The organism is Dyella sp. OK004 (assembly GCF_900114495.1).
Taxonomy (GTDB): domain Bacteria; phylum Pseudomonadota; class Gammaproteobacteria; order Xanthomonadales; family Rhodanobacteraceae; genus Dyella_D.
Map to the genome: position 1 here is coordinate 435,414 of NZ_FOZI01000002.1, position 22,704 is coordinate 458,117.

The 22,704-nt window shown below is 63.0% G+C and carries 18 protein-coding genes; 5 read left to right on the top strand and 13 right to left on the bottom strand.

Annotated features, from left to right (window positions below; all coding sequences use genetic code 11):
- Nucleotides 1–5: 5 nt before the first annotated feature.
- The 6 genes from BM338_RS08665 to miaA all read right to left on the bottom strand — a co-directional run bounded on the left by BM338_RS08665 (nt 6) and on the right by miaA (nt 5,474).
- Entirely contained in the window at nt 6–191 is a 186-nt protein-coding gene (locus tag BM338_RS08665) for a DUF2065 domain-containing protein (RefSeq protein ID WP_090450490.1), read from the bottom strand.
- 13 nt (nt 192–204) lie between these two features.
- Nucleotides 205–1,071: a protease modulator HflC gene (gene hflC, locus BM338_RS08670; protein ID WP_090450491.1), complete on the bottom strand. Its 867-nt coding sequence runs from the start codon at nt 1,069–1,071 to the stop codon at nt 205–207.
- Nucleotides 1,068–2,234, bottom strand: coding sequence for an FtsH protease activity modulator HflK (hflK, locus tag BM338_RS08675; protein ID WP_090450492.1), 1,167 nt, complete (start codon nt 2,232–2,234; stop codon nt 1,068–1,070). The genes hflC and hflK overlap by 4 nt, the downstream gene beginning before the upstream one ends.
- A gap of 399 nt (nt 2,235–2,633) precedes the next feature.
- Nucleotides 2,634–3,941: a ribosome rescue GTPase HflX gene (gene hflX, locus BM338_RS08680; RefSeq protein WP_090451218.1), complete on the bottom strand. Its 1,308-nt coding sequence runs from the start codon at nt 3,939–3,941 to the stop codon at nt 2,634–2,636.
- A 140-nt stretch (nt 3,942–4,081) separates the two neighbouring features.
- Nucleotides 4,082–4,348, bottom strand: a complete 267-nt coding sequence (hfq, locus tag BM338_RS08685) for an RNA chaperone Hfq (RefSeq protein WP_090450493.1) — start codon at nt 4,346–4,348, stop codon at nt 4,082–4,084.
- 175 nt (nt 4,349–4,523) lie between these two features.
- Nucleotides 4,524–5,474 carry a tRNA (adenosine(37)-N6)-dimethylallyltransferase MiaA gene (miaA, locus tag BM338_RS08690; protein ID WP_090450494.1) on the bottom strand — a complete coding sequence of 317 codons (951 nt, stop codon included), beginning with the start codon at nt 5,472–5,474 and terminating at the stop codon, nt 4,524–4,526.
- Between the two features lie 201 nt (nt 5,475–5,675).
- On the opposite strand from miaA, the gene BM338_RS08695 reads away from it, so the two are divergent.
- Nucleotides 5,676–5,873, top strand: coding sequence for a hypothetical protein (locus BM338_RS08695; RefSeq protein WP_143109277.1), 198 nt, complete (start codon nt 5,676–5,678; stop codon nt 5,871–5,873).
- Between the two features lie 184 nt (nt 5,874–6,057).
- Here BM338_RS08695 and BM338_RS08700 read toward each other — a convergent pair whose 3' ends face one another.
- Nucleotides 6,058–8,211, bottom strand: coding sequence for a S46 family peptidase (locus BM338_RS08700; RefSeq protein ID WP_090450496.1), 2,154 nt, complete (start codon nt 8,209–8,211; stop codon nt 6,058–6,060).
- Nucleotides 8,212–8,354: 143 nt separating this feature from the next.
- Here BM338_RS08700 and tdh point away from each other — a divergent pair, with 143 nt between their 5' ends.
- From tdh to kbl, 3 genes are all read left to right on the top strand, one after another.
- Nucleotides 8,355–9,389, top strand: a complete 1,035-nt coding sequence (gene tdh, locus BM338_RS08705) for an L-threonine 3-dehydrogenase (protein ID WP_177229275.1) — start codon at nt 8,355–8,357, stop codon at nt 9,387–9,389.
- A 174-nt stretch (nt 9,390–9,563) separates the two neighbouring features.
- Entirely contained in the window at nt 9,564–13,211 is a 3,648-nt protein-coding gene (locus tag BM338_RS08710; RefSeq protein ID WP_090450497.1) for a DUF748 domain-containing protein, read from the top strand.
- 103 nt (nt 13,212–13,314) lie between these two features.
- Nucleotides 13,315–14,511 carry a glycine C-acetyltransferase gene (gene kbl, locus BM338_RS08715; RefSeq protein ID WP_090450498.1) on the top strand — a complete coding sequence of 399 codons (1,197 nt, stop codon included), beginning with the start codon at nt 13,315–13,317 and terminating at the stop codon, nt 14,509–14,511.
- Between the two features lie 60 nt (nt 14,512–14,571).
- Here the strand turns inward: kbl and BM338_RS08720 are convergent, their stop codons facing one another.
- The gene (locus BM338_RS08720; protein ID WP_090450499.1) at nt 14,572–15,297 is read right to left on the bottom strand and encodes a hypothetical protein; all 726 of its coding nucleotides are present in this window, start codon (nt 15,295–15,297) and stop codon (nt 14,572–14,574) included.
- Between the two features lie 116 nt (nt 15,298–15,413).
- Here BM338_RS08720 and BM338_RS08725 point away from each other — a divergent pair, with 116 nt between their 5' ends.
- Nucleotides 15,414–16,295 carry a LysR family transcriptional regulator gene (locus tag BM338_RS08725; protein ID WP_177229276.1) on the top strand — a complete coding sequence of 294 codons (882 nt, stop codon included), beginning with the start codon at nt 15,414–15,416 and terminating at the stop codon, nt 16,293–16,295.
- Here BM338_RS08725 and BM338_RS08730 read toward each other — a convergent pair.
- The 5 genes from BM338_RS08730 to prpF form a co-directional block, all read right to left on the bottom strand.
- On the bottom strand, nt 16,282–17,040 hold the full coding sequence (locus BM338_RS08730; protein WP_090450501.1) for a pseudouridine synthase: 759 nt from the start codon (nt 17,038–17,040) through the stop codon (nt 16,282–16,284). The two genes, BM338_RS08725 and BM338_RS08730, sit on opposite strands and share 14 nt — an antisense overlap.
- Nucleotides 17,041–17,150: 110 nt before the next feature.
- On the bottom strand, nt 17,151–18,251 hold the full coding sequence (locus BM338_RS08735) for an OmpA family protein (RefSeq protein ID WP_090450502.1): 1,101 nt from the start codon (nt 18,249–18,251) through the stop codon (nt 17,151–17,153).
- Nucleotides 18,252–18,570: 319 nt separating this feature from the next.
- A complete protein-coding gene (locus tag BM338_RS08740) occupies nt 18,571–19,686 on the bottom strand; it encodes an OmpA family protein (protein ID WP_090450503.1) in 1,116 nt (371 codons plus the stop codon).
- Between the two features lie 194 nt (nt 19,687–19,880).
- Nucleotides 19,881–21,332, bottom strand: a complete 1,452-nt coding sequence (locus BM338_RS08745) for a bifunctional 2-methylcitrate dehydratase/aconitate hydratase (RefSeq protein ID WP_090450504.1) — start codon at nt 21,330–21,332, stop codon at nt 19,881–19,883.
- A gap of 136 nt (nt 21,333–21,468) precedes the next feature.
- Nucleotides 21,469–22,653 carry a 2-methylaconitate cis-trans isomerase PrpF gene (gene prpF, locus BM338_RS08750; protein WP_090450505.1) on the bottom strand — a complete coding sequence of 395 codons (1,185 nt, stop codon included), beginning with the start codon at nt 22,651–22,653 and terminating at the stop codon, nt 21,469–21,471.
- Nucleotides 22,654–22,704: the final 51 nt, after the last annotated feature.

The window sequence follows — 22,704 nt, forward strand, 5'->3', positions numbered from 1 at the left end:
GCGCGTCAATGCACCAGTTGCAGAAACAGCAGGCCAGCCACCATGGCTACCGCGCCGAAAATCCGCAGGCGGCGCGGCTCCATCTTCAGCGCCTCGCGCACCATGCTTTGCCAACCGCGCGGCGCGGCGAAGAGCACCAACCCTTCGATCACCAGCACCAGACACAAAGCAGCGGCGAGATCATGTGACATCGACAGTGACCGTTTAGCGTTTGCTGTTGCCGTCGTTGAAATAACGCAGGAATTCCGAATCTGGCTTGAGCACCAGCACGCCCTTGCCGTCTTCGAACGACTTACGGTACGCGCCCAGGCTTCGATAAAACGCGAAGAACTCCGGATCCTGTCCGTAGGCCTGCGCGTAGATCGCAGCGGCCTGAGCGTCGCCCTCGCCGCGCACCTTGGCGGCGTCGCGCTCAGCGTCGGCGATCAGCACCTGGCGCTGACGATCGGCGTCGGCCTGGATGGTTTCGGCGGCCTGCTGACCGGTGGAGCGCAGCTCGTTGGCCAGTTGCAGACGTTCGGCACGCATGCGCTTGTAGACGGACTCGCTCACCTCTTCCGGCAGATCGATGCGCTTGATACGCACGTCGACCACGGCAATGCCCAGGCTCTTGCGGGCGATAGCGTCGGTCTGCTTGCGCACACGCTCGGTGATGTCCTTGCGGCCGCCGGAGATCAGCTCCTGCAGGGTGCGCGTGTTGAACTCGAAGCGCAGCGCATCCTTCACGATGGGCGTGAGGCGGTTGGCAGCCTGCAGCTCAGAGCCGGCGGTGGCGCGGTAGTACTCGGCGTTGTCGGCAATGCGCCACTTCACATAGAAGTCGACGTTGACGCTCTTCTTCTCGGAGGTGAAGTAGCGCTCCGGCTGCGCCTCCAGGGTGAGGATACGGTTGTCGAACAGCAGTGCCTGCTGGATCAGCGGCAGCTTGAAGTGCAGACCAGGGGTGTCGCCGGTGCGCACAATGCGGCCGAACTGCAGCACGAGGGCGCTCTGCCCTTCATGCACTACGAACATGCTGTTGTAGCCGAGCAGCACGGCCAGCACGACGAGAATGCCTGCGAAGAATTTCATGGCTGCTTCTCCTTGCCGGTGGTGCTATCCACGTTGCCGGACGACTGCATCACGGCCGGCAGATCTTTGGCGGCGGCGCGGTCAAGCGGCAGGTAGATCATGTTGCGGCCGCCGGTGCCGTCCAGCACCTTGGGATTGTTGGACATCACATCCTCGACGGTTTCCAGCCACAGACGGCGGCGGGTGACCTCTGGTGCAGCGTGATACTCCTTGAGGATCAGGTTGAAACGGCTGGCATCACCGGTGGAGCGGGCCACGCGCTCGGCGCTGTAGCCTTGGGCCTGCGCGGCGATGCGCGCGGCCTCACCACGAGCCACCGGCACGACCTGACTGGCGTAGGCGCGGGCCTTGTTCTCGGTGCCCTGCTTGTCTTCGCGTGCGGCGTTGACGTCGTCGAAGGCGTCCTTCACTTCCTGCGGCGGCGACACGTTCTGGAAGCTCACGTCAGTGACGGAGAGACCGGAGTCGTAGCTGTTGAGCGTGGCCTGCAGGATTTCGCGCGTCTGCTGTTGCAGCGTGTCGCGGGTCTGCGCGGCGGCGGCGGTCTGGGCGACCGCGGCCTGAGCGGCAGCCACTGGAGCGGCGACGGTCGAGGCGGTGGCCGGTGTTGCGGTAACCGCTTCCACGCCCGGGCTGGTGAGGATGTTATCCATCACGTTGGCGCCCACCACCGAGCGCACGGCGGCCTCGGCGGCCTGGCGCAGGGTGTCTTCCGGCGCACCGCTGACGGAGAACAGATATTTGCGCGCGTCGGAGACCTGATACTGCACGTTGAAGTCGACCGAGATGATGTTCTCGTCGCTGGTCAGCATGCGGACCTTGTCAGAGACCGAACGGATCTCCGTCGTACTGACCTTGGCGACGGTCTCGATAGGACGCGGAAGCTTGAAATGGAAGCCCGGGCCCAACGTGCGCGAGTACTGCCCAAAGCGCAGCACCACGGCGGCCTGACGGGCATCGACGATCGTGTAGCTGCTCAGCAGCAGCGAGGCCAGCACCAAGGCGATGACGATGGTGAGTACGCCACCGGGGCCGCCGCCCAGTCTGGATAGGCGGGCTTTGATCTGCTTGAGCACATCGTCCAGACCCGGCTTGCCGCCGGTCGGGCGATTTTTGCCCCAGGGGTCGCGTTGCCCGTTATTACCGGGTTCGTTCCAGGCCATTGTCAGTCTCCTTGGGGCCGCTGGGAGGCCGGCAACATTGGCCGGAAAACACCTTGGTCGGAATAGGACATGGTGGCGAGTCGTGTCGTGGCAAGGTGTCGCCCGGCACGGAAGCGGCACAAACAGCGGCCATTCTATCAGACGAGGCAGGGGGAGTCCTGTCGACTGGGCGGGGTTGGTGGTGTGATTGGGTGTGGGATGGAGGCTATTAGGTCGGTGATACCTGGACGGATTTCCACAAGGGCTTACCCCCTCCCAACCTCCCCCTGCTCGCAGGGGGAGGAGCTAAGAGCTTGCGCCTACTCCCTCCCCTGCTTGCGACGCAAAGCTAGTCCTGTGGGACAGGTGAGGGCTGGGGAGGGGTAAACCCTTGAGCCCCCAGTCCAAGCTTCAAACCACTTACACCTGCTCAACAGGCCCGAGTAACTCACTCAACAGCGCAGCCTCCGCCGGGCTGCCACCACTAAGTGGCGCAATCACACTGCGGGGCGCATCGATGCGCAGCAGCCAACCTTCTTCATCAACGTTCTCGCTGGCAATCGCACCAGCGGCTTTGAGACGAGCATGCAGGCGGCCAGCGGTGAGCGGCAAACGCAGCTCGGATTGCACGCGTTCGCCGCCAAGCAATTCGCCCAGGGCCTGGCGCAATAGATCAAGGCCGACGCCAGTGGCGGCGGAGAGCCATACGGTGACCGGACGGCCCTCGGCATCGCGATCGATACGCGGCTCGGTGCCGGCGAGGTCGATCTTGTTCATCACGCGCAGCTGAGGCACGTCGCCGGCGTCGATTTCATCGAGCACTCGGTCGACCACGCGATGGAGATATTCCCGCTCGTCATCGGCGGCATCGCTGACATGCAACAGCAGGTCGGCGTCGCGCGCTTCGGCGAGCGTGGCGCGGAACGCGGCGACGAGGTCATGCGGCAGTTCGCGGATGAAACCCACAGTGTCGGCCAGCACGGCCGGGCCGCAGCTGAGGTCGTCGAGCTTGCGCACGGTGGGATCGAGCGTGGCGAACAGCAGATTGGCGGCGAACACCTCACCGGAAGTCAGCGCATTGAACAGCGTGGACTTGCCGGCATTGGTGTAGCCCACCAGGGCCACACGCGGCACCGTGTTGCGCAGGCGTGCGCGACGTTGCTGGCCGCGCTGCACCTGCACTTTCTCCAGGCGCTTGGTGAGCATCTTCACGCGCTCGGCGAGCAGGCGGCGGTCGGTTTCCAGCTGGGTTTCGCCGGGACCGCGGTTGCCGATGGCACCGCCGCGCTGGGCGTCCAAGTGAGTCCAGCCACGCACCAGGCGGGTGGCGATGTGCTTGAGCTGGGCCAACTCCACTTCCAGCTTGCCTTCGTGCGAGCGGGCGCGCTGGGCGAAGATGTCCAGGATCAGGCCGGCGCGATCGACCACGCGGACTTTCAGATGTTTTTCGAGGTTGCGCTCCTGCACCGGTGACAGGATGTGGTCGACCAGCACCAGGTCGGCCTCCAGCGCGCTCGCCATCTCGGCCACTTCGTTGGCCTTGCCGCTGCCGATGTAGTAGCGCGGATTGGGATCTTCCACGCGGGCCGCAATGCTCCCCAGCACTTCGGCACCGGCGGATTTCACCAGCTCGGCGAATTCTTCGGCGCGGCGCGCGGTGTCGCCTTCGCCACGGGTATGCGGGAGCACGAGTACGGCGCGCTCGCCTTTCTTTTGTCTATCGAACACTGCGCTGGGATGACCTATGCGAAGGGCCCCGGCATCGAACCGCGAGGCGGCCAAGGCGGAGCTGAAAGTGTAGTGGCACACGCCAAGCCGCAGGGCTTTCGCCCCGCGGCCTCTACCACATGGTCATTCCTGGCCCTGAATCAACCTTCCGTATCGGAAGTGCCCGGGGCATCGACGTGTCCGTCGTGGCCGTTGCCCATCCGCACGTTGCGGCTAGGTACCACGGTGGAGATGGCGTGTTTGTAAACCATCTGGCTGACCTGGTTGCGCAGCAGGACCACGAACTGGTCGAAGGACTCGATAGTCCCCTGCAGCTTGATGCCGTTAACCAGGTAGATGGCGACCGGGACGCGCTCGCGGCGCAATGCGTTCAGAAATGGATCTTGCAATGACTGCCCTTTGGACATTTTATGGTTCTCCCCTCGCAACGGACGGGCCGGAGAAAAGACGCAGCAGCGTCCCGGCCCAAGGCGCAGGAATATTAACCACTTTTAAATCGTTGATGAAAGGGCATTTGCATGGCGGAAAGCCGCTGTGCGACCGGTTTGTGAAGACGATGCAAAGACCCGAGCCATCGCCATCCTACAGGGGCTTTCCCAAGAACAGGCTCAACGCGTCGGTTGCGCGCTCCTCCAAACCCGGTCGGTCGGGATCGAATGTACGGGCGTCCAGCTCGCTGCGCAGCCACGTGATCTGGCGCTTGGCGAGCTGGCGGGTGGCGAACACGCCGCGGTCGCGAAATTCGGCGGTGCCGGTCAGGCCATCCAAATGTTCCCAGGCCTGGCGATAGCCCACGGCGCGGATGGCCGGCAGGTCGGCATGCAGATCGCCGCGCGCTCGCAGGCGGCGCACCTCGTCCAGAAAACCTTGCGCCAGCATCGCGTCAAAGCGATCAGCGATGCGCGCGTGCAGCGGCGCCCGGTCGGTCGGCAACAGCGCCAGCTTGAGCACTCGCCAGGGAAAGCGTTCGCCATTGCCGCCTTGTTGCTGCTCCGAGAGCGGGCGGCCGGTGAGTTCGATCACTTCGAGCGCGCGCTGGATGCGCTGGGCGTCGTTGGAACCGATGCGCGCAGCAGCAGCAGGGTCGTGCTGCCGGAGGCGCTCGTGCAGCGCCGACCAACCGAGTGTGCTCGCCTCTCCCGTCAGTCGCTCACGGATGGAGGCATCGGCCTCCGGCAGGCTCGAGAGCCCCCTATGCAGCGCGCGGAAATACAAACCCGTGCCGCCCACCAACAGCGGCACCCTGCCCCGCGCCGTGATGGCCTGCATCGCTGCCAGCGCGTCGATACGGAAATCCGCGGCCGAGTACGGCTCCGCCGGATCGCGGATATCGATCAGGGCGTGGGGATAGCGCGCCAGCGTGGCGGCATCCGGCTTGGCGGTGCCGATATTCATGCCGCGATAGACCAGCGCGGAATCCACGCTCACCAACTCCACCGGAAAGCGCTCGCTCAGCGCACAAGCCAATGCCGTCTTGCCCGAGGCGGTCGGTCCCATCAGGAAAATGGCGGGGTGACGCGAGTCGGCAGACATCAGGGCTCTCGGAGGGGCTCAAGGTGACGCCGAGTGTCAGGCTGTCACAAAGGACGGAATCTAGATTTGGCTCAACCACGCCGCATAGGCGGAATGGGCACGTGCCTTGCTTCGTATTTTGAACGAGAATCCAGAGGTCTTCCACGACGACCCCGTGATTTGGTTGTCCGACGAAGCTGATTGAGGTTTTGGGGGAATGAAGTGAGCAGACGCAAGTACATGGCGGCCGACCCTGGCGAGCATACCGGCGCTCCGTCATCCGGGGCGGCGGTCAAGCACGCCAAAGACAGCGACGCCACCAAGCCGCCGATGTGGCACAAGGACAATCCGGGGTTCTGGCTGGCCGTGTGCGTCGCTCTGAGCGCGGTGTTCGCCGTGGTCTATACCGCGTTGCGCTGACCACGCCACATTTCACAACCACCCGGGTGCTGCCGGGTGTGACAGTGCCGAATCTCCTGCGGCTTCACTGAGACAGTTTGCATACCGATGGCCTCGCTCTTCGCGAGGCCGTGCTGTTTATGGGCACAGGAAAAAAAGCAGGCCCTCGAAAGGGCCTGCCAGGGAACCTCACATCAGGCCCGGCTTACTTCGCCGGCACGCCCAGCTCTTTGAGCAGATGCGGCGCCGGGTAGACCTTGTCCATCAGCCAGCGCATGTAGCGCATGTCCACATGGATGGCGCGCTTGTAGCGTGGATCGAACATCCAGCTGGCGCTCACCGCCTCCCAGTTGCTATCGAAGTTGAGACCGACCAGCTCGCCCTTGGCGTTGAGCACCGGCGAACCTGAGTTGCCACCGGTGGTGTCGAGGTTGCTAAGGAAGTTGACCGGCATGACGCCGGACTTCGCGTCCAGATAACCCTTGTAGTCGCCCTTGGCGATGGCGTCGAGCAAGGGCTTAGGTGCGTCAAACGGTTCTTCGCCGGTGTTTTTCTCCACGATGCCTTCGGTGCTGGTCAGCGGCGCGTAGCTCACCGCATCGCGCGCCTTCAGCGGCGTGACCTTGCCGTAGCTCACGCGCAGGGTGGAGTTGGCATCAGGATAGACCGCACGCCCCTGCTGCTCGCGGTAGGCGATCAGTGCTTGCATGTAAGCCGGGCGCAGGCGCAACAGATCGCCCTCGCGCGATTTGCGTTGTTCGTCGATGCGCAGCAGCGCAGGCTGCAGCTGGGCGGCGAGCTTGAGTAGGGCGTCGTCGGACTTGGCCAGCTCGGCGGATGCCGCTTTCAGCCAGTACAGGCGTTGCGCTTCGTCACCGAGCTTGGTGGCGTCGTAGACGCGATCCAGCGTGGCGGCGAGTTCCGCCGGCGTGCGGCCGAAGGCAGCATCGAATTCGGGCAGACGCTGCGCATCAGGCAATTGCTGGTAGCGCATGAGCAACGCGGTCAACAGCCGCTTCTCCACCGTCGGGTCGTAGCGGCGCTGCACCTGACGCAGCATGCCGGCGATCAGGTCTTCGTCGCGCTGCTGGAAACCGGTTTCGCGCTGTGCGTCCGGCTTGGCGCGTTCGTAGGTGAGGCGCTGCAGGTTGATGGCCGAGCGCATCAGCTGTGTCTGCGATTGCATGAGTGCGAACAGCAGGTCGCGCTCGCGGGTCGCGTTGCCTTCAGCGATCACTTTTGCGGCGGCCGCGATCTCGGGGTTCAACGTTTTCACACTGGGCTGCTTGTCGAGCCATGCAAGCATGGCCGCCTCGTCTTTGCGGCGGATGCTGACTGCATCGCTGCGCTTGAGGCCGTCCAGTTCGCCGCTGAAGCGCTTGATGCCATTCTTCAGCGATTGCAGCTGAGAGGCGTAGCGGATCGAGGCCTGCTTGTCGGCCTTGCCGGCCTCCTCGATCACGCCCTGCAATTGCTTCATCACCTCCACCGATTTCGGCAGGCGCCACTGCACCTGGTCGGCAAACTCCGCCGCGGTGCGATGGCGATAAGTGATGCCGGGATAGCCGGCAAGCATGACGAAGTCACCTTCGCTCACGCCCTGGCTGGCGATCTGCAGATGCGCCGGCGGCGTGTAGGGCTTGTTGTCCTTGGAATAATCAGCCGGCTTGCCATCCGGCCCTACGTAGGCACGCAGCACGGTGAAGTCGCCGCTGTGACGCGGCCACACGAAGTTATCGACTTCGTCGCCGTAATTGCCGATGGCGCGCGGCGGCGCGTAGACCAGGCGTACGTCGCGCAGCTCCAACTGCTTCACCAGATAGAAGTCGCCGCCATAGAACATGTTGACCACACTGCAGCGATAGCCGGCCTCGCGCTCGCATTCGGCGACCAGTGATTTGCTGGCGGCATCAACGGCGTCGTAATAGGCGCGGCCAGTTTTGCCTTTGGCTTCTGCCAGCACTTTGTCGGTGACTTTGTCGAAGCCGGTGGTCACACGCAGGCGAAAGTCCGGATTGGCCGGCAGCTCTTGCGCGCGATCGGCAGCGACGTAGCCGTTCTGGATCAGGTCGCGCTGCGGATTGCTGTTGTATTGGATGACACCAAAGGCCACGTGGTGGTTGGTAAGCACCAGACCTTCGTTGCTCACGAAGGCACCGGTGGCCCCGCCCATTTTGACCACCGCGCTGAGCGGCGGCTTGGTCAGGTCGGCCAGATCGTTGGGATTACCCTGGAAGCCAGCGGCACGCAGCTGCTTGGCAACGTCGGGCAGCTGGGACGGCATCCACATGCCCTCATCGGCTTGGGCGGCGGGCGCCATAGCCATCGCCACGGCCATCCACATCGTCTTCAATCGCATTCGTTTCCCCTGCGGGCTATCGCATAAACTTGCGACCATAGAACGAAGCCGCCGGGGCGGCAACGCTGCACTGCACGAAGACGGCCGGCCCAGCGCCGCCTCTATAATTGGCGTTTCCCCGCCCCGTAACCGATGGACGTCCCATGCCGCAGACGATGAAAGCCCTGGTCAAGCGTAAGCCCGAACAGGGCATCTGGATGGAAGAAGTGCCCGTACCGGAGGTCGGCCCTAATGAGGTGCTGATCAAGATGGAGAAGACCGCGATCTGCGGCACCGATCTGCACATCTATAAGTGGGATGAGTGGAGCCAGCGCACCATCAAGCCGGGCCTGACCATCGGTCATGAGTTTGTCGGCCGCATCGTGGAGATCGGCCCCGGCGTCACCGGCTACAAGATCGGCGATCGCGTTTCTGCGGAAGGCCATATCGTGTGCGGCCACTGCCGCAACTGCCGTGCCGGCCGCCAGCACCTGTGCCCGAACACTGTCGGCATTGGCGTGAACCGCAACGGCGCGTTCGCCGAGTACATGACTATGCCGGCCTCGAACCTGTGGCCGATTCCGGACCAGATTCCGTCCGAGCTGGCTGCCTTCTTTGACCCCTATGGCAACGCCGCGCATTGCGCGCTGGAGTTCGACCTGATCGGCGAGGACGTGCTGATCACCGGCGCCGGCCCCATCGGCATCATCGCCGCCGGCATCGCCAAGCACGTGGGTGCGCGCAACGTGGTGGTCACCGACGTCAATGATTACCGCCTGAAGCTGGCCGCCGACATGGGCGCCACGCGCGTGGTGAACGTGGCCAATCAGTCGCTGAAGGATGTGGTGAAGGATCTGCACATCGAAGGTTTCGACGTAGGCCTGGAGATGAGCGGCAACCCGCGCGCCTTCAACGACATGCTCGAGTGCATGTACCACGGCGGCAAGATCGCCATGCTCGGCATCATGCCGCGCGGCGCGGGTATCGACTGGGACAAGGTGATCTTCAAGGGTCTTACCCTGCAGGGCATCTACGGCCGCCGCATGTACGAGACCTGGTACAAGATGACCCAGATGGTGCTCACCGGCTTCCCGCTGCAGAAGGTGCTGACCCATCAGATTCATATCGACGACTTCCAGAAGGGCTTCGACCTGATGGATGCCGGGCATTGCGGCAAGGTCGTCTGTTCCTGGCTGTAAGCGCGGCCTGAATCAGTCCATGACTCCCCGCCGAAACCGCGCGGGGAGTCATGCAGAAACGTCTCACGCACGAGTAAACTCGTCCCGCGGCCGGCAAACAGGTCAGGGTCAGAGAGTATGCGGCTGGTGTAGCCGCATGCCGTCGGGTCGCAACATCGACGGAGCATCACCTGCATGGCAGACCAAAGCCCCCCTGGCAATTCTCGGCTAGCCGCTGGGCGCGAACGCGCCCTCAAGGTCTATCGCTCCCACCGTGTGCGCAAGACGCTGCTGATCCTGTTGATCGTGCTGGTGGTGTTTGGACTGTTCGGCTTTTTCGCCGGGCCGTCGATCATCAAGAGCCAAGTGGAAACGCGCGCCACCGCCGCGCTGGGCCGCCCGGTGACGCTGGGCAAGGTGCACCTGAATCCCTATACATTGCGGCTGGATGTCGACCAGCTGCACATCGGCGAACCGGATGGCAAATCGCCCTTCGTCGACATCGACCGATTGACCGTGAATACGTCGTGGACGTCGCTGTTCCGGCTGGCGCCGGTGCTGGACGAGTTGAGCCTGCAGCATCCGCAGATCCACATCGCACGCACGGGCGAACAGAAGTTCAACTTCTCTGACTTGATCGATCGCTTCGCCTCGAAGCCCAGCGATCCGACTGCGCCACCGGCGCGTTTCGCGTTATCCAACATCAGCGTGCATAACGGCGACATCCAGTTCGACGATCAGGTGGCCCAGGCCAAGCACCGCATCGAACAGTTGGAGCTGGGTATTCCCTTCCTCGCCAACCTGCCGAGCAGCACCGACGTCTTCGTGAAGCCACTGCTGGCCATGCGTGTGGACGGCAGCCAAGTACGCATCGAAGGCCAGACCAAGCCGTTCGCCAACAACCGCGAATCCACCATTGGCTTTCAGCTCGACCACTTCGACCTGCCGCGCTATCTGGGCTATGTACCCACGCAACTGCCGGTGGCGATTCCGCAAGGCCTGTTGAGCGGCAAACTGGATCTGCATTTCGTGCAGGCGCAACCGACGTCGCTGGTGCAGCTCACCGGCAATTTGCAGCTGGACAACTTCACGCTCAACAGCAGTAAGCAGGAACCGATCGCCAAACTGGTTCGCGGCACTGCGGAACTGACCGACGTTCAACCACTGGTATCGCGCTACCACCTTGGCGCAATCAAGCTGGATCAGGCACAGCTGTACTACACAGCGGCCGCTGGCGGACACAGCAACTTCGACACCCTGCTTGCGCCCTCCCCGGCCGCCGAGAAGGACAAGAAGGCGCCGCCGATGGATCTGCGCATCGCATCCATGGCACTCAACGGCAGCACCATCCACTACACGGATGCCGAGCAGAACAAGCTCGATCTTGCCAACCTACATGGCAGCCTGCAGGGCCTGAGCATGCTAGCCGCGCCGCCGGCCAAAATGGATCTTGCCGCGCAGCTCTTCGGTGGCGACATCAATGCCAAGGGCACACTAGATCTCGCCGCCAGCAAGCTCAACGCGGCGCTGGGCCTGAAACAGGTCGACATGGTGCCGCTGCAGGCGATGGCCGGCTCGGCCATGGCGGCGCGCGCCGCTAAGGGCAAGTTGGATGCCACCGGTCAGGTGCAGTTGGACTGGGGCAAGGTGGTCAATGTGCACCTCGCACCAGCGCACGCTACTGTCACCGATTTCGCATTGGCATCGTCAGGCAAGGCGCAGGCTGCACCGGTGGCCTGGAGCAAGCTGGAGGCTGACATCACGCAGATCGATCTGGCCGGCCGCCAGGCCCAGCTCGCCAGCCTTGTTGCGACAGGCATGCAGCTGGATGTGCAGCGCAGCGCCAACAACGTCATCAGCCTGACTACCTTGTTCGCGCCGCCGAAGGGCGCGCCGCGCGCACCCGCCAAGGCTGACAGCGGCCCTGCGTGGCAGTGGAGCATCGCCCACCTGGGTATCGAAAATGGCTCGGTGCGTTTCACCGATCACGCGGCGGGTGGCGACAAACCAGCGCTGGTGGTGATCCAGTCGCTCAAGGCCGGCATCGACGATCTGAACGACAAGTTCAACCAGCAGCGCAACCTCAAGCTTGAAGGCAGTGTTGGCAAGGGCAGCTTTTCGACGGCGGGCAAGGTGCAACTCTCGCCGGCAATGGCCGACGTCGACTTGAGCACCAAACAACTGGATATCGCGACGTTCGCGCCCTACATCAGCGTGCCGCTGAATGTGGTGATCTCCAGCGCCCGCATCAGCAGCAAGGGCAAGCTGCACTTCGACGGCCGCAGCGCGCAACCCAAGATGACCTACAAGGGCAACGCCTCGCTAGAGCGTGTGCGGGTACAGGACAAGATCAGCGGAGACGACTTCATGCGGTGGAACTCGCTGGCCGGCTCCAATCTGGACGTGAGCTACGGCAGTGGGCCACCGCGTATGCACGTCGGTGCGCTGGTGCTGAATGCGTTCTATGCCCGCATGATCATCAACGCCAACGGCCGCCTCAACCTGTCCGATGTGGTGGCCAAGGGAGAAGCTGCGCCGGTGTCGGTGACCCGCGCGGAGAACAATGCCCCGGCAGCGCCCAAGCCACAAACGCCAACTCCCGCACAGACAGCCGTACCGACAGCGCCAACGGCACCTGCTGCGGATATCCGCATCGGCCAGATCACTCTGGTGAACGGCCAGCTCAATTACACCGACAACTTCATCAAGCCGAACTACACCGCCAACCTGACCAAGCTCACCGGCAAGATCGGCGCGTTTGGCACCGCCGCGGGCGGCCCGCCGGCCGACCTGGCAGTGCAAGCCGCGCTGGACGACAACTCGCCGGTGGATATCAACGGCACCATCAACCCGCTGGCGCCGGTGGCCTTCCTCGATATCACCGGCAAGGCCAACGAGGTGGAGCTGACCCGGCTCAGCGCCTATTCCAGCAAGTACACCGGCTACCCGATCACCCAGGGCAAGCTCACAGTCGACGTCCACTACCTGCTGGACCAGGCCAAGCTCAACGCTGACAACCATATCTTCATCACCCAGCTGACTTTCGGTGATCGCATCGAAAGCCCAGGCATCTCGCATCTGCCAGTGAAACTGGCGGTGGCTCTGCTCAAGGACACCGACGGCAATATCGATGTGAACGTGCCTGTGTCGGGTTCACTGGACGATCCACAGTTCAGCATGGGCGGATTGATCTGGCGTGCCATCGGCAACCTGATCGTAAAGGCCGTGACTTCCCCGTTCCGGCTGCTCGGCTCCGCCTTTGGCGGCGGTAGCCATGAGGACCTGGGTTATGTGGAGTTCGAGCCCGGCTCAGCCGTGCTCACCGCCGCGGACAAGGAAAAGCTGACCAAGGTCATCGATGTACTCAACAAAAAACCGGCGCTCACCCTCGACATCATCGGCCGTACCGATCCTTCCAAGGATGAGGCTGGCCTGCGCAAAGTCACCGTAGACAACATGGTTCGCCGCGAGAAGGTTCTCGATGACGGCGGCAAGAATGCCGACACCTCGGACGAGGCACTGGCCGCGGCATCGATCACACCCGACCAGTATGAGCGTTACCTGCGGCGCGCCTACAAGCATGCCGACGTCACCAAGCCGAAGGACTTCATCGGATTGAGCAAGTCGCTCGAACCCGACGACATGCGCAGCCTGCTGGAGACCAACGTAAAAACCGACGAAGCCGCCATGCGAGAACTGGCCCAGCATCGCGCCGCCGCCGTGCAGGCCTGGCTCAAGGGCAAGCTCGATGACAAACGTTATGGGCTGAAGGATCCCAAGCTCACCGCCGAAGGCATCGACGACAAGGGCAAGACGACGCGAGTGGATTTCGGCTTGCATTGAGGATCGGCAAGCAGCCCCTCCTGACCCAGGAGGGGCTCAGACGGTTTTCTGATCGCCCGTAAAAGCTCACAATCGGCACTTTCCTTCCCAGGGCCGAATCTTCATGAGCTACTCCGCCAAGGCACGCTACGCCGCCGAACTCGAATCCATCCGCGAGCAGGGTCTGTTCAAGGCCGAACGCGTGATCACCTCGCCGCAGTCGGCTGAGATCGAGTTGGAGGGCGGGCGCAAGGTGCTCAACTTCTGCGCGAACAACTACCTTGGCCTGGCTGACCATCCCGAGGTAATCCAGGCGGCGAAGGACGCGCTGGACAGCCATGGTTTCGGTATGGCGTCGGTACGCTTCATCTGCGGCACCCAGGATCTGCACAAGCAGCTGGAGAAAAAGATCGCCGAGTTCTTCGGCACCGAGGACACCATCCTCTACGCCGCCTGCTTCGACGCCAACGGCGGCCTGTACGAGCCGTTGCTGGGTGAGGAGGACGCGATCATTTCCGACGCGCTCAACCACGCATCCATCATCGACGGCATCCGCCTGTGCAAGGCCAAGCGCTTCCGTTACGCCAACTGCGACGTGGCGGACCTGGAGAAGCAGTTGCAGGACGCCGATGCGGCTGGTGTGCGCACCAAGCTGATCACCTCCGACGGTGCGTTCTCGATGGACGGCTTTATCGCTCCGCTGGACCAGATCACGGCTCTGGCGAAGAAGTACAACGCGATGGTGCATATCGACGAATGCCACTGCACCGGCTTTCTCGGCGAAACCGGCCGTGGCTCGGCCGAGGTCAACGGCGTGATGGACAAGATCGACATCTTCACCGGCACGCTGGGTAAAGCACTGGGTGGCGCACTCGGCGGCTTCACCACGGGCCGTGCCGAAGTGATCGAGATGCTGCGCCAGCGCTCGCGCCCGTACCTGTTCTCCAACTCGCTGCCGCCGCATGTGGTGGCAGCGGCGATCAAGGTATTCGACATGCTCGCCAGCGCGGGTGACCTGCGTCAGCGTGTGCAGGAGAACACCCGCTACTTCCGCGAGCAGATGACCAAGGCGGGTTTCGACATCAAGCCTGGCGTGCATCCGATCGTGCCGGTGATGGTCTACGACGCCAAGAAGGCGCAGGCGATGGCCACCGCGCTGCTGGACGAAGGTATCTATGTCACAGGCTTCTTCTATCCCGTGGTGCCGCAAGGCCAGGCGCGCATCCGTACGCAGATGAGCGCCGCGCATACACGTGAGCATCTGGATCACGCCATCGCTGCGTTCACCAAGGTCGGGCGAGCGCTTGGGGTGATTGGCTAAAGCAGGAGGCGGGGAACGGACACGCGTCGCGCATCCCGTCCGTTCCCTGCTTCCGTGTTTTCAGGGCAGTCGGCTCAATTCCTGCCGGTAGCGCCAGCTCTCGGTGGTCGACGACTGCACTGCATCGGCGAAGTCGCGCAGCGCGGCTTCGTCGCTAGATAGCAAAGTAGCGATATCGTGTTCGAAGCGGCCATAGCTGGCCCAGTTCTCGCGCGACACCATCAGCATGTACTGCGGCGTGTCGCCACCGGTGACCAACCGGTACCAGGTATGTACCGGTGCACCGGCGTTGGCGGCCAGCGCCTTATGCATGGCCTGGATCGCATGCTCGAAACGCGGCTCCATACCGGGACGCACATGGAAATGGGTGACCTGCACGACGGCACTCGGCTTACGGTCTTCAAGCGGCGTGCCGGAACTGCCGTTGCGTAGCAGGACGTAGGTGGGCAGCCCCACGGGAGTTGCATAGGGTGCAACCGTGGCGCGGAAATCGGCGCCGTCTTCCGCTACATCGACCCGGTGGTCGAAGGCTGCAAACGGTTCGCCCACGTTGGCATCGACGAAATAGCCGTCGCGCTCACCATCCTCGATGGTCCAGCCATACCAGACCAGGGGGTCATGATGCGCCTTGTGCCAACCCAGGTGCCGGCGATAACCGTCCTCGAACTGAGTCGTCGCGCCAGGAGCCATACGATAGACGAAGAAATGGGCGGCGTTGCCCTGCTGAGCCCGGACCGGCGATACCAACAGCAGGGTCAGCGCAAACATGAGCGAGCGATAAGACATGGCAATCCTGATGAGGTGCGTTGAGCCGGGATTCTCGACTTGCTGCCCCGGGCACCGCCATGCGAATCTTTTTCACTCCCCGACAAATCTTTTTTGTCTCCCCCAAGGCGCGGCGCATGAACGTGGAACTGCGTTACCTGCATGCCTTTCGTGCGGTCTGCGAAGCCGGCAGCCTGCGCGCCGCGGCGGCGACCCTGCACCGCACTGAGCAGGCAGTGAGTTACCAGTTGCGCAAGCTGGAAGAAGCGCTGGGTATGCCGCTATTTCACCGCGGTAGCGGCCGCCTCGTTCCGAATCCGGCTGGCGAGCGGTTGTTGCTGTTCTGTCGCGACATGGGGCGCGACTGGGCCAGGTTGCATGAGGAGATCCGCGACGCCGCGCTGCCGATGGAGCCGCTGCGTATCAGCGCAGTGAGTGGGTATGGACGTTACGAATTGCTGCCATTGTTTCGCGACGGTCCGCTCGCGGATATCCCCATCCATATGCGCTATCCCGCGGCTGACGAGGTCATGCGCCATGTGGAGTCGGGCGCCTGCGATCTGGGTTTTGTTCACCTGATGCGGCCGCACGAACGCCTTAGCCTGATACCGGTCGCGATGGAGGAAATCGTGCTCGTTACGGCGGCAAGGAACCCGCTTCCCCGACTCGATGCGGCGGCGCTTGGAGAGCTTGCCTACATCACCTACGAGGAAAGCGATTACGTCTTCGCTACCTGGTTCACTCAGATACTTTGCGTGAGTCCGGGCCGGCTGGCCGTCGCCGCTCATTTCGAGGAACTGGAGGAAGTGCTGGACTGGGTGGCGTCCGGTCGCGGCGTTTCCATAGTGCCTGCTGCCTGTGCTCTCGATTATGAGCAGCATGGCGAGATCATTGCGGTGCGCAAGCCCGACGTTCGATGCCACAACAAGATTTACGCGGTGATGGATCCGCTGCATCGCCACCCCGCTGTGGAACGGACGCTGGCTGCGGTAAGAGAACGGACGTCTATTTACGAGTGAGGTTTGCCACTTCCTCGGGGAGCAAATGGCGCCACTGTCCCTTCGCCAGATCGCCCAGGGGCAAATCGCCCATGGCGACGCGAATCAACCTCAGGACACCGATACCGTGTGCGGCCAGCAAGCGGCGGATGTGACGATTGCGACCTTCATCGAGCACGACTTCCAGCCATGCGTTTTTTTCACCGCTGCGCAGCAGCGTGACGCGCTTGGCGGCCAATCGCTCACCCTCTTCCATCACGCCTTCGATCAGGCGATCCAGCACAGCTTGATCGGGAATGGCGTCGATCTGCACGTGATAGGTCTTGTCCACGTGGTGCCGAGGCTCGGTCAGCTGCGCCGCCCATACGCTGTCGTTGCTGAGTAGCAGCAAGCCCTCGCTCGCTTTGTCCAGCCGACCTACCGGGCCGAGCCAGGGCAGGCCCGCGGCCTTGAGCAGGTCGTATACGGTATCGCGCCCGCGCTCGTCAGCAGCACTAACCACGATGCCGCGCGGCTTGTTCATCGCCACATAGACTCGTTGCGCCGCGCCTACCGTCTCGCCATCCAGAAGGATGCGTTGATGCGCCGGATCGGCAGGCCGCTCGGGATCGAGTACGACGCGCCCGTCTACGCTCACCCTGCCCTCGCGAATCGCCTTCTCGGCCTGGCTGCGCGAACAGACACCCAGCTTGCTGAGTACGCGCGCCAACCCATATCGCCGCGTGGCGCCAGATGAACCCGCCGAAGAGGGACGGAGCGGACGCATGCTCAACAACCTGCCTCAAGTTTCGTGGGGGCTATCGTGCCCGATTTATGCGTTGGCACAAAAGAAAAGCCCGGCTTGCGCCGGGCTTTTCAGGACGACCTTGCGGTCGATTACTGCTGGACCTGCAGCTCGGTGCGACGGTTGCGGGCGCGGCCTGCATCCGTGTCGTTGCTGTCGATCGGGTCGCTCTTGCCGTGACCGATCGGGCCTTCCAGGCGGCTGGCAGCCACACCGTGGGAGGTCAGGTAGTCGTACACGATCTGAGCGCGACGCTCGGACAGGCTCTGGTTGTAGGCGTCCTTACCGACCGAGTCGGTGAAGCCGGCAACCATGACCTTGACCTGCGGGTAGCGGTTCAGGGTGTCCACAGCCTGGTCGAGGATGGCGATCGAGTCGGCGCTGGGCTCAGCCAGGGCCTTCTTGATGTCCTTCTCGCCCTTCTTCGGACGGTCGAACTTGAAGTTCACACCACGCAGGTCGATCACGACCTTCTGCGGGCAGCCATCCGGACCGACGATGGTGCCAGCCGGGGTGTTCGGGCACTTGTCGTCGCAATCGTTCACGCCGTCGCCGTCGCTGTCCAGCTTGGAGCAGTCAGGAGCGACCGGCGGCGGAGCCACGACCGGCGCGGCCGGCGGAGCACCGAAGCGCGAGACCACACTGAAGCCCAGGAACCAGTCGCCGTAACCGTTCTTCTTGGGCTGACTCTTGTCGTCCCAGTCGTAGCGGTAGCCAGCTTCGGCACGGATGTCGGAGCTGTCGGTGATCGACTTGGACACGCCCACGCCCAGCTCTGCAGCCGGCGCCCAGCCCTTGTTGAAGCGGTTCTTGTGGTAGCTGCCCATCACACCGGCGAGCAGGTACGGACGCCATGCATCCGCCGCGCCGAAGTAGTAACGAGCGGCCACGCCAATGTTGTTGCTCGCCCAGTTGCCGCCACCGATCTTGCTGTCGATGTCGCGCTTGGTGCGGTCAATGAACAGGTCGATCGAGGTGTTCGGAGCAATGAACTTGCCCACGCCCAGGCCGTAGTAGACCTGACGGCTGTTGGTGTTGCGGTCCGTGTCATTGTAGTAGCCGCCCACGGTCGGCGCGATGTACCAGCGACCGTCGTAGCTCGGCGTGGTCGCACCGGCAGTGTCCTGCGCGTGAACGGCACCCACGCCGCCCAGGGCCAGGGCAATCAGAAAATACAAGCCCTTACGATTCATCAGGTGTCTCCTCGTTTATTGGTTTTCGCGTCCGTTCCACCCCAGACGGAAATCGCGCGTCAGAACTTCATGGTTCGACATACAGGGACCTTCAATGTCCCTTGCTTGACGTTCCTAACAGCAAGCGCGGCAGAGTGTAGCAAAACCGTTAAGTGATACGCACGCCCCCGAACATATAAACATGACAGCTTAAGTTTTTGGTGGGGTCTCGTTCAGGCAAAAAACCCTTGAGGAGCAAGGCTCAACCTCGCCATGCCGCCTAATTCCTAAAAGAAAAGCCCGGCTTGCGCCGGGCTCTTCAGGACGACCTTCCGGTCGATTACTGCTGGACCTGCAGCTCGGTGCGACGGTTGCGGGCGCGGCCTGCATCCGTGTCGTTGCTGTCGATCGGGTCGTTCTTGCCGTGCCCGATCGGGCCTTCCAGACGGCTCGCGTCGACGCCGTGCGAGGTCAGGTAGTTGTACACGATCTGAGCGCGACGCTCGGACAGGCTCTGGTTGTAGGCGTCCTTACCGACCGAGTCGGTGTAGCCAGCAACCATGATCTTGACCTGCGGGTAGCGCTGCAAGGTGTCCACGGCCTGGTCGAGGATGGCGATCGAGTCGGCGCTGGGCTCAGCCAACGACTTCTTGATGTCCTTCTCGCCCTTCTTCGGACGGTCGAACTTGAAGTTCACACCGCGCAGGTCGATCACGACCTTCTGCGGGCAGCCGTCCGGACCGACGATGGTGCCAGGCGGAGTGTTCGGGCACTTGTCGTCGCAGTCGTTCACGCCGTCGCCGTCGCTGTCCAGCTTGGAGCAGTCAGGAGCCGGCGGCGGAGCGGCCACCGCCGCGGCAGCCGGGGCACCAAAGCGCGAGACCACGCTGAAGCCCAGGAACCAGTCGCCGTAACCGTTCTTCTTGGGCTGGCTCTTGTCGTCCCAGTCGTAGCGGTAACCCGCCTCGGCGCGGATGTCCGCGCTGTCGGTAATGGTCTTGGACACACCCACGCCCAACTCGGCGGCTGGCGCCCAGTCATTGTCGAAGCGGTTCTTGTGATAGCTGCCCATCACGCCACCCAACAGATACGGACGCCACGAGTCCCACGCGCCGAAGTAGTAACGCGCGGCAACGCCGTAATTGTTGCTCGCCCACTTGCCGCCACCGATCTTGTTGTCGATGTCGCGCTTGGTGCGGTCGATGAACAGGTCGACCGACAGGTTCGGGGCGAAGAAACGGCCCACACCCAGCCCGTAATAGACCTGCCGGCTGTTGGTGTTGCGGTCGGTGTCGTTGTAGTAGCCGCCTACGGTCGGCGCGATATACCAGCGGTCGTCGTAGGAGGACGTGGAAGTCGAGGGGGTCGAAGCGCCAGCGGTACTGTCTTGCGCATGAGCGGCACCTACACCACCCAGGGCCAGCGCGATCAGGAAGTACAAGCCCTTACGTTTCATCAGGTGTCTCCTCAATTATTGGTTTTCGCGTCCGTTCCATCCCAGACGGGTACCAACGTCACAGAACCCGCCTTGAAGTCCGTGCCAGATCAAACCTGAAACTTGCCACCCGAAACGGGCGCGGAGAGTTTAGCAAAAAATAAACAATTGCCGCCCAACCCCAAACGCCCGTTCATTTTCAACTCACGCCGTCTTTACAACGTGAAGAGCCCCAGGAATTGCTGTACAGGCATGGCGTCGAGCTTGGCCGGGTCCGCCGTGGCGTCGAGGATGGCCTTGACCTGATTTACCGGCAAGTGCCCGCGCAGGGCGGCCTCAAACTTCTTCAGCAACACCGGGATGCCTTCGGCACGGCGCTTGCGGTGGCCAATCGGGAAATCAATCGATACCTTTTCCGTGCTGGTGCCGTCCTTGAAGAACACTTGCACCGAATTGCCGATATAGCGCTTTTCGGGGTCGAAATAATCCTTGGTGAACTGCGGATTCTCGCTGACCACCATTTTCTCGCGCAGCGCATCGATACGCGGATCGGCCGCCACGTCATCGTTATAGTCGTCGGCAGTCAGGCGGCCGAAGATCAGGGGCACCGCCACCATGTACTGAATGCAATGATCGCGGTCGGCATAGTTCGCCAGCGGACCGGTCTTGTCGATGATGCGCGCGCCCGCCTCCTGCGTCTGGATCACCACCTTCTCGATCTGATCGATCTTGCCTGCCACCTGGCCATGCAGCTTCATCGCGCACTCCACTGCGGTTTGCGCATGAAACTCGGCCGGGAAACTGATCTTGAACAGCACGTTCTCCATCACATAGCTGCCAAACGGACGCTCGAACTCGAACGCCTTGCCCTTGAAGGCCACGTCGTAATAACCCCAGGTCTTCGCACTGAGCGCCGACGGATAACCCACCACGCCGCGATACACCGCGTTGATCGCATGAGTCACCGCACGACGGCAGGCATCACCGGCCGCCCAGCTCTTGCGCGGACCGGTGTTCGGCGCGTGGCGGTAGGTGCGCAGCGCGCCGTTGTCGATCCAGCTATGTGAGACAGCCGTGGTGATCTGCTCCTTGTTGCCACCCAGCATCGCCGTGGCGACAGCCGTGGATGCCAAACGCACCAGGATCACATGGTCCTGGCCCACGCGATTGAAGCTGTTGAGCAGCGCGTAGCAGCCCTGGATTTCGTGCGCCTTGATCGCGTAGGTCAGCACGTCGCGCACGGTCAGCGCCTTGCCACCTTCGCGCTCGGCCTTGCGGCTGAGGTAGTCGGCCACGGCGAGGATCGCACCGAGATTGTCCGACGGATGGCCCCACTCGGCCGCCAGCCAGGTGTCGTTGAAATCCAGCCAGCGGATCTGCGTACCGATCGAAAACGCAGCCTGCACCGGATCCAGCTCATGGCTGGTACCCGGTACGCGCACGCCACCCGGCAGCGTGGCGCCCGGCACGACCGGGCCGAGATGCTTCACGCACTCAGGGAACTTCATCGCCAGCATCGACGTGCTCAGCGAATCCAGCAGCACGTAGCGCGCGGTGTCATACGCCTCGGCCGAATCGATCTTGTAATCGACCACATAGTTGGCAATGTCGACCAGCGGCTGGTCGGGGTCTGGACGCTTGGCGGAGCGGATGTCATGCGCACTCATGAGTGCTCGTCTCCTGGCAACAGGGAAACCGCCATGATGTCGGGATGGTTTAACCCTTTCGGTTGACGTAAACCTTGTCGAGATTACCTAACCATATCGCTGTGGCAGAAGGGAGTCAGTGCCCATCCTTGCGAGCTCACCCCGCAGGTACACGCACCCAGCCTTCCATCAGCACACGCGCGCTTCGGCTCATGACTGCCTTGGTGACGGTCCACGTACCGTCAACCAGCCTCGCCTCGGCGCCCACCCGCAACGTCCCCGACGGATGGCCAAAGCGCACCGCATGGCGCTCACCACCGCCAGCTGCACTATTCACCAGCGTGCCTGGAATGGCCGCCGCGGTGCCGATAGCTACAGCCGCCGTACCCATCATGGCGTGATGCAGCTTGCCCATCGACATCGCGCGCACGAGCAGGTCGACGTCGCCCGCCGTCACGGGCTTGCCACTCGACGCGACGTAATCGGCCGGCCTGGCGACGAAGGCCACTTTGGGCGTGTGCTGGCGCGTGGCGATCTCGTCGAGTGACTTGATCAAACCCATGTGCAACGCACCGTGCGCGCGAATGGTCTCGAACATCGCCAGTGCCTTGGCATCGCTGTTGATGGCGTCCTGCAGCTCCGTGCCGGTGTAGCCGATCGCGGAGGCCTCGACAAAGATCGTGGGAATGCCAGCGTTGATCATGGTCACCTTGAGCGTGCCAACGCCCGGCACCTCCAGGTCGTCGACGAGGTTCCCAGTGGGAAACATGGCCCCACCCGCGCCATCTTCGTCGGCGGCCGGATCCATGAATTCCAGCTGCACTTCGGCGGCAGGGAAAGTCACGCCGTCCAACTCGAAATCACCGGTTTCCTGCACCGCGCCATCGGTCATCGGCACATAAGCAATGATCGTCTTGCCGATGTTGGCCTGCCAGATGCGCACGGTGGCAATGCCGTCGCGCGGTACGCGCGCGGGATCGACCAGCCCCCCCGCGATGGCGAATGGGCCGACTGCCGCCGACAGGTTTCCGCAGTTGCCGCTCCAGTCGACGAAGGCCTTGTCGATGGCTACCTGACCGAACAGGTAATCCACGTCATGGTCTGGGTGGCCACTCCTGGATACGATCACCGTCTTGCTGGTGCTGGACGTAGCGCCGCCCATGCCGTCGATCTGCTTGCCGTAGGGATCGGGACTACCGATCACGCGCTGCAGCAGCGCATCGCGCGCGGCGCCCGGCACCTGCGCTGCTTCGGGCAGGTCCTGCAGGCGGAAGAACACGCCCTTGCTGGTGCCGCCGCGCAGGTAAGTAGCGGGAATCCGGATCTGGGGAAGCTGTGCCATGCGTGTGTTGTCCTGTGGTGACTGGACTTCGCTCGCGTCGCACACGAGCGG

What these genes read in the sequence shown, in the direction of transcription:
- BM338_RS08665 (WP_090450490.1), bottom strand. Translation starts at nt 191, where the DNA reads ATGTCACATGATCTCGCCGCTGCTTTGTGTCTGGTGCTGGTGATCGAA.
- hflC (WP_090450491.1), bottom strand. Translation starts at nt 1,071, where the DNA reads ATGAAATTCTTCGCAGGCATTCTCGTCGTGCTGGCCGTGCTGCTCGGC.
- hflK (WP_090450492.1), bottom strand. Translation starts at nt 2,234, where the DNA reads ATGGCCTGGAACGAACCCGGTAATAACGGGCAACGCGACCCCTGGGGC.
- hfq (WP_090450493.1), bottom strand. Translation starts at nt 4,348, where the DNA reads ATGTCCAAAGGGCAGTCATTGCAAGATCCATTTCTGAACGCATTGCGC.
- miaA (WP_090450494.1), bottom strand. Translation starts at nt 5,474, where the DNA reads ATGTCTGCCGACTCGCGTCACCCCGCCATTTTCCTGATGGGACCGACC.
- BM338_RS08700 (WP_090450496.1), bottom strand. Translation starts at nt 8,211, where the DNA reads ATGCGATTGAAGACGATGTGGATGGCCGTGGCGATGGCTATGGCGCCC.
- tdh (WP_177229275.1), top strand. Translation starts at nt 8,355, where the DNA reads ATGCCGCAGACGATGAAAGCCCTGGTCAAGCGTAAGCCCGAACAGGGC.
- BM338_RS08710 (WP_090450497.1), top strand. Translation starts at nt 9,564, where the DNA reads ATGGCAGACCAAAGCCCCCCTGGCAATTCTCGGCTAGCCGCTGGGCGC.
- kbl (WP_090450498.1), top strand. Translation starts at nt 13,315, where the DNA reads ATGAGCTACTCCGCCAAGGCACGCTACGCCGCCGAACTCGAATCCATC.
- BM338_RS08720 (WP_090450499.1), bottom strand. Translation starts at nt 15,297, where the DNA reads ATGTCTTATCGCTCGCTCATGTTTGCGCTGACCCTGCTGTTGGTATCG.
- BM338_RS08725 (WP_177229276.1), top strand. Translation starts at nt 15,414, where the DNA reads ATGAACGTGGAACTGCGTTACCTGCATGCCTTTCGTGCGGTCTGCGAA.
- BM338_RS08730 (WP_090450501.1), bottom strand. Translation starts at nt 17,040, where the DNA reads ATGCGTCCGCTCCGTCCCTCTTCGGCGGGTTCATCTGGCGCCACGCGG.
- BM338_RS08735 (WP_090450502.1), bottom strand. Translation starts at nt 18,251, where the DNA reads ATGAATCGTAAGGGCTTGTATTTTCTGATTGCCCTGGCCCTGGGCGGC.
- BM338_RS08740 (WP_090450503.1), bottom strand. Translation starts at nt 19,686, where the DNA reads ATGAAACGTAAGGGCTTGTACTTCCTGATCGCGCTGGCCCTGGGTGGT.
- BM338_RS08745 (WP_090450504.1), bottom strand. Translation starts at nt 21,332, where the DNA reads ATGAGTGCGCATGACATCCGCTCCGCCAAGCGTCCAGACCCCGACCAG.
- prpF (WP_090450505.1), bottom strand. Translation starts at nt 22,653, where the DNA reads ATGGCACAGCTTCCCCAGATCCGGATTCCCGCTACTTACCTGCGCGGC.